At 71.7% G+C, this 6,390-nt stretch carries 5 protein-coding genes; 1 reads left to right on the forward strand and 4 read right to left on the reverse strand.

Annotated features, from left to right (window positions below; translation table 11 throughout):
* Positions 1 to 4 precede the first annotated feature (4 nt).
* The 4 genes from BKN37_RS11160 to BKN37_RS11175 form a co-directional block, all read right to left on the reverse strand.
* Positions 5 to 958, reverse strand: coding sequence for a glucosyl-3-phosphoglycerate synthase (locus tag BKN37_RS11160; protein ID WP_071025592.1), 954 nt, complete (start codon positions 956 to 958; stop codon positions 5 to 7).
* A 49-nt stretch (positions 959 to 1,007) separates the two neighbouring features.
* Complete coding sequence (gene folP / locus BKN37_RS11165; RefSeq protein ID WP_242657209.1) at positions 1,008 to 1,832, reverse strand: dihydropteroate synthase; 825 nt, start codon at positions 1,830 to 1,832, stop codon at positions 1,008 to 1,010.
* A gap of 189 nt (positions 1,833 to 2,021) precedes the next feature.
* The gene (gene fadD6, locus BKN37_RS11170) at positions 2,022 to 3,800 is read right to left on the reverse strand and encodes a long-chain-acyl-CoA synthetase FadD6 (RefSeq protein ID WP_071025598.1); all 1,779 of its coding nucleotides are present in this window, start codon (positions 3,798 to 3,800) and stop codon (positions 2,022 to 2,024) included.
* A gap of 90 nt (positions 3,801 to 3,890) precedes the next feature.
* Positions 3,891 to 4,430 (reverse strand): LOG family protein, encoded by a 540-nt coding sequence (locus BKN37_RS11175; protein ID WP_071025601.1) that lies wholly within the window; start codon positions 4,428 to 4,430, stop codon positions 3,891 to 3,893.
* A gap of 37 nt (positions 4,431 to 4,467) precedes the next feature.
* Between BKN37_RS11175 and BKN37_RS11180 the strand changes: the two genes are divergently transcribed.
* On the forward strand, positions 4,468 to 6,390 hold a 1,923-nt coding region (locus tag BKN37_RS11180), incomplete at its 3' end, for an ATP-binding protein (protein WP_242657208.1).

Here is a 6,390-nt window from a genome sequence, read left to right on the forward strand (position 1 = left end):
CCGGTCAGCGCGGGCGCAGCGTGTTCATCGGCGGCCGGTCGGCCAGCGACACCGCCGAGGTGCGGGGCAAAAAGTCCTCCCCGTCGGCGAAGAACTGGGTCAGGCCCACCCCGGAGTCGCCGATGCCGCAGCGGGACAGCAGGGTGGCGACCACCTGGCGGCTCATCACCCCGAGTTCGTCCAGCGGCCGGTTGCGGTGGGCCCGCACCCCCAGGTTGACCTGCGCGATCGCGTCCAGACCCAGCCGGTCGTAGGTGTCGACCAGCAGGCCGATCTCCACCCCGTAGCCGGGCGCGAACGGCACCGAGGTCAGCAGCTCCCGGGTGCCGGCGTATTCGCCGCCCAGCGGCTGCAGCACGCAGCCCAGCTCCGGCCGCAGCGCGGTCAGCAGCGGGCGGGCGACCAGTTCGGTGACCCGGCCGCCGCCGTTGGCGTCCTCGGTCCCGTTGACCTTGAGCGGGCGCCGGTAGAACCCCTTGACCAGGTGGACGCCGTCGCCGGTGAGCAGCGGGCCGACCAGCTTGGGCACAAACATCGGGTCGGGGTCGATCAGGTCGGAGTCGATGAACACCACGATGTCGCCGCTGGTCGCCGCCAGCGACCGCCACAGCGCCTCGCCCTTGCCGGGTTGCGGCGCGATCTCGGGCACCGCTTGTTCGCGGCTGACGACGCGCGCCCCGGCGGCGATCGACCGGATTTCGGTGTCGTCGGTGGACCCGGAGTCCAGCACGATCAGCTCGTCGACGAGGCCACCGACCACCGGGGTGATGCTGTCGATCACCGATTCGATGGTCTTTTCCTCGTTGAGGGCGGGCAGCACCACCGACACCGTGCGCCCGGTGTGGGCCTTGGCCGCCACCAACTCGGCGACGGTCCACTCCGGCCGGCTCCAGGTGCGCTCGGACAGCCAGACGTCACCGGAGAACCCGGCCAGGGCCTGGTCAGCCAGCTCGGTCATCAGCGCCGCTCCTCTTCATCGCTACGCTCTGCATCGTCGTCGGCGCGGGTCACGCCAGTCCCCGCACGGTGCGCGCGGGGGCGCGCTCGCCCTGGATGGCGGCCACCATCTCCAGCACGCGCCGGGTGGGCCCGACCTCGTGGACCCGGAACATCCGGGCCCCCGCCGCGGCGGCCAGCGCGGTGGCCGCCAGGGTTCCCTCCAGGCGTTCGGTCAAACCCACCCCCAGAGTCTCCCCGACGAAGTCCTTGTTGCTCAGTGCCATCAACACCGGCCATCCGGTGTTAACAAGATCTTTTGTGTGCCGCAACAACGCCAGGCCGTGGAAGGTGTTCTTGCCGAAATCATGGGTGGGGTCGATCAGTATCCGATCCCGCGCCACCCCGGCCGCCGCCGCGCGTTCGGCCGCGGCGGTGACCTCGCCGATCACCGCATCCACCACACCCCGGGTGCTCGTTCCGTAGCACACCCGGAACGGGCGGGTGCGCGGCGCCGCGCCGCCGGTGTGTGAGCACACCAGCCCGGCCCCGAATTCGGCGGCCACCACCGGCAGGTCGGGGTCGACCCCGCCCCAGGTGTCGTTGATCAGGTCGGCGCCGGCCGCGCACGCGCGGGTGGCCACCGCCGACCGCCAGGTGTCGACGCTGATCAGCTGGTCCGGGTAGGCGCTGCGCAGCCATTCGATGAACGGCACCACCCGGGCGATCTCGGCGTCTTCGTCGACGCGTTCGCCGGGCCCGGCCTTGACGCCGCCGACATCGATGACGTCGGCGCCCTCGGCGATGACGCGGTGCACCGCGTCCTTGGCGGCCTCGTCGCTGAAGGTGGCGCCCCGGTCGTAGAAGGAGTCCGGGGTGCGGTTGACGATCGCCATGATCAGCGCGCGGTCGCCGGCCACCGGACGACCGCAGAGGGTGGAGTGCACCCGTCTATGGTGCCTGGTCGCCGCGGCACAGTGCTGGTCAACCCTCATGCGCCGCTCATGCACCGAGATCGACGTTTCCGGGGAAAACGTCGAGTGGCGGTCTCCGAAACGTCGATCTCGGCGAAAACGCCGCGGGCGTCAGCCCTGCGGGCGCTTACCGGCCGCCACCTCGTCGGGGTAGTCGGCGTAGTAGGGCACATAGCCCTCGTCGCGGCCGGCCAGCACGTACAGCGGGTCCTCGATGTCGGGGCCGTAGGCCTGTTCGCGCAGCTCGACCTTGCGGCTTTTGAACGTGGTGGTGTGTTCCATCGACTCCACCACCCGCACGAACAGCGGCAGCGCGTACGACGGCAGCCGGTCATAGACGGTGCGGGCCAGCGCACCGCCGTCGAACTCGGCGCCGTCGCGGAGTTTGACCGCGGCCATCCCGGCGCGGCCGCCGGTGCGCGGAATCTCCACGCCGTAGACCGCGCACTCCTCGACGCCCGCGTCGGCGGCCAGCGCCGCCTCGACCTCGGTGGTGGCGACGTTCTCGCCCTTCCAACGGAAGGTGTCGCCGAGCCGGTCGGCGAACGCGGCGTGCGCCATCCCCTGCGGGCTCATCAGGTCGCCGGTGTTGAACCAGCAGTCGCCGATCTTGAATGCGTTACGTACCAGCTTCTTCTCGGTGGCCGCCGGGTCGGTGTAGCCGTCGAACGGGGACAACCGGTTGACCGGGCTGAGCAGCAGTCCGGGCTGGCCCGCCGGCACCCGCCGGACCCGACCATCCGCGCCGCGCAGCGGCTCACCGGTCTCCGGGTCGTACTCCACGTAGGCCAGCGGGGTCGGCGAGATGCCGGCGCTCTTGGGCACGTTGAAGATATTCAGGAACGCGGTGTTGCCCTCGCTGGCGCCGTAGAATTCGCAGATCCGCTGGATGCCGAACCGGCGGGTGAACTCGTCCCAGATCTCCGGGCGCAGGCCGTTGCCGCAGATCACCCGCACCTTGTGCGCGCGGTCGGTCGGTTTGGCCGGCTGGTTGAGCAGGTAGCGGCAGACCTCGCCGATATAGACGAAGGCCGTCGCGTCGGCGGCGATCACCTCATCCCAGAACCGCGACGCCGAGAACGACTTGCCCAGCGCCAGCGTCGCCCCCGCGACCAGCGCCGACGACAGCGCGACGGTCAGCGCGTTGTTGTGGTACAGCGGCAGGCAGCAGTACAGGGTGTCGGAGCCCTTGAGCCGCATGCCCAGTCCGCCGAATCCGGCCAGCGCCCGCAGCCACCGCTGATGCGTCATCCGGCTGGCCTTGGGGTAGCCGGTGGTGCCCGAGGTGAAGATGTAGAACGCGGTGTCCTTGGCCAGCACCGCCGACACGGACGCGGGGTTGCCGGTGGGCGCGGTGGCGGCGAGTCGTTCCAGCTCCTCGATGGTCATCGGGTCGGCCACCGCGCCGCACTCGGTGACGGCGCCGACCAGGTCGGACTCGGCGACGAGCACCTTGGCGTCGAGCAGCCCCAGGCTGTGGGCCAACACGTCGCCGCGCTGGTGGTAGTTGACCATGCCGGCGATCGCGCCGCATTTGACCACGGCCAGCATCATCAGCACCGCGTTGGGTGAGTTGCGCAGCATGATCCCGACCACGTCGCCGTGCCCGGCGCCCCGCGCGGCCAGCACCGCGGCGTAGCGGTTGACGGTGGCGTTGGCTTCGCGGTAGGTCAGCTGCTGGTCGCCGAACTTCAGGAAGACCCGGTCGCCGTAGCTTGCGGCACGGTCCTGGAACACCTTGCCGATCGATGTCTTGAAGTTGGGCTGGACCAGCAGGCCGGTGCGCAGGCCACGCAGGATCACCGGCAGATCGGCCAGCACGCCGGGCACCCGGGTCGCGATATCAACCAACCCGACCGAGGTGCGGGCACCGGAGTCGTGCTCAGACACGTTATCCCTCGTTTCGCTCTACTTGGCGGCCAAGCGTATCCCCGACGTCGCCGCTGGTCGAAATGGCCTGAGCCTGCGGTCGACGCAGATTCAGCGGGGCGCGCAGGCCGCCAGCGCCGCATCCAGCTCGTCGACGACCAGCAGCCGATCCAGCGCGGCCTGCCGGACGTAGCCGTCGTCGATCAGCCCGTACAGCCAGGCCCGCAGCCCGTCGTAGTGGCCGTGCGGGTCGAGCATCACCACCGGTTTGTCGTGGAAACCCAGGTAGCCGGCGGTCCACGCCTCGAACAGCTCCTCGAGTGTGCCGATGCCGCCGGGCAGCGTCAGGAACGCGTCGGCGCGGTCCTCCATCACCTGCTTCCGTTCCCGCATGGTGTCGGTGACGATCAGCTCGTCGGCGTCGACGTCGGCCAGTTCGCGGTGCACCAGCGCCTTGGGGATCACCCCGACGGTCCGCCCGCCGCGGTCCCGCGCCGCCACGGCCAGCGCGCCCATCGCCGACACGTTGCCGCCGCCCCACACCAACGTCCAGCCGCGGTCGGCGATCGCCGCACCGACCTGGCTGGCCAGCGCCAGCAGCTCCGGGCGCGTCGGCCCAGACGCGCAGTACACACACACCGCCCAGTTCACATCCGAAAGGCTATCGGGCCCCGTAAACTCCCGCGCGATGCCGATTCGGTGGAACGTTCCCCAACATGCGGCCGAGTTGGAGCAGCTGTCGGCTGCGCTGCGCCGCACCGGCGCCGTCGTGCTCGGACCCGACGGGGTCGGCAAATCCACGCTGGCCCGGTTGGCCGCCGAACACGTCGCCCACCAGCACCCGGACACCCTCATCCGCTGGGTCACCGGCACCCCGACCGAGGCGGTGGTCCCGTTCGGGGCGTTCAGCCACCTGGTGGAGATCGCCGACCTGGGCAAGCCGGCCGCGTTGTTGCGGGCCGCCCGCGCCTCGTTGTCGAAAGATGCCCGCGAGGGCGATCTGCTGCTGGTCGTCGACGACGCGCAATACCTCGACGTCTTGTCGGCCACCCTGGTGTATCAGCTGGCGCTGGCCGGGGTGGCCCGGATGATCGTCACCGCCCGCGCCGACACCGCCCCCGCGGCCATCGCGGCGCTGTGGACCGACGGCCTGCTGGACCGCCTCGACATCGAACCGCCCGGCGGCGCCACCTCGGCCGCCGAGGTCGACGCGTACCTCGCCGAATTGCCGCCGCAGGCGCGGGCGGTACTGAACTATCTGGCCGTGCAGGAGCCGCTGGCGCGCACCGATCTGGGCGGCCTGACCGGCGACGACGCCATCGCGCGCGCCGAGGAACTCGGCGCGGTCGAAACCCGTCTGCGCGGCGGGCGCGGGCCCGACCCGGTGGTGTACACCGCCCACCCGCTGTTCGCCGCACGCGCGCTGGTCGCGCTGGGCGGCGACGGGGTGCGACGGGCCCGCACCGAGCTGGTCAGGCTGCTCGATCAGCACCCGGTCACCCATGTCAGTGACCGGCTGCGGCTGGCGGCGCTGGCCGCCGGCAGCGACGCGCCGCAACCGGTCGACGACGTGGTGGCGGCGGCCGAGCAGGCGCTGCGGCTCGGGGACCTGGCGCTGACCGAACGGCTGGCCACCGCGGCGTTGGACCGCGGGGCGGGCCTGCCGGCCCGGCTGGCCTTGGCGTACGCGCTGGGGTATCAGGGCCGCGGCCGGGAGGCCGACACCGTGCTGGCCGCGGTCGACCCGGCCGGGCTGCCCGAGCCCCAGCTGATGGCGTGGACGCTGCCGCGGGCCGCCAACCAGTTCTTCATGCTCAACGAGCCGGAGCGGGCCACCGCGTTTTTGCAGACCACCCGCAACCGGGTCACCACCCCGGGCGCCCAGACCACGCTGGACGCGCTGACCGCGACGTTCGCGATGAACGCCGGCAACCTGGACCGCGCCGTCGAGGTCGCCGACCGGGTGTTGGCGTCGGTCGACGCCGGGGATACCGCGGTGGCCTGGGCCGGCAGCGCCGCCGCGCTGTGCGCGGCGCGGCAGGGCCGAATCGATGACGTGGAACCCGCCGCCCGCCGCGCGTTGGACGCCGAGCATCCCGGGTTGCTGCGGTTCACCATCGGGCTGGCCCAGATCACCGCGCTGGTGCTGGCCGAGCAGCTCGACACCGCCCGCGAGTTGGCGCAACAGTTCACCGACTTCGCCGAGCTGCAGCAGCCCGGCCGCGCGATCGGCGAGGTGCTGCTCGCCGAGGTGCTGCTCGCCGCCGGCGATCACGCCCAGGCCGCGGCTCTGCTCGGCCCGGCGGCCGGCGCCCTGGAACGCACCGGCTACTCGTGGGGGCCGCTGTCGCTGATGCAGCTGGCGACCGCGCTGGCCCGCGGCGGCGACATCGCCGGTGCGTCGAAAGCGTTGAGCCGGGCCGAATCGATGACGTGGAACCCGCCGCCCGCCGCGCGTTGGACGCCGAGCATCCCGGGTTGCTTCGGTTCACCATCGGGCTGGCCCAGATCACCGCGCTGGTGCTGGCCGAGCAGCTCGACACCGCCCGCGAGTTGGCGCAACAGTTCACCGACTTCGCCGAGCTGCAGCAGCCCGGCCGCGCGATCGGCG

It is taken from the genome of Mycobacterium talmoniae, assembly GCF_001854525.1.
Taxonomy (GTDB): Bacteria; Actinomycetota; Actinomycetes; order Mycobacteriales; family Mycobacteriaceae; genus Mycobacterium; species Mycobacterium talmoniae.

Bases quoted from the DNA above. Each gene is read 5' to 3' on its own strand.
- folP (WP_242657209.1), bottom strand. From the start codon at position 1,832: ATGGCGATCGTCAACCGCACCCCGGACTCCTTCTACGACCGGGGCGCC.
- BKN37_RS11160 (WP_071025592.1), bottom strand. From the start codon at position 958: ATGACCGAGCTGGCTGACCAGGCCCTGGCCGGGTTCTCCGGTGACGTC.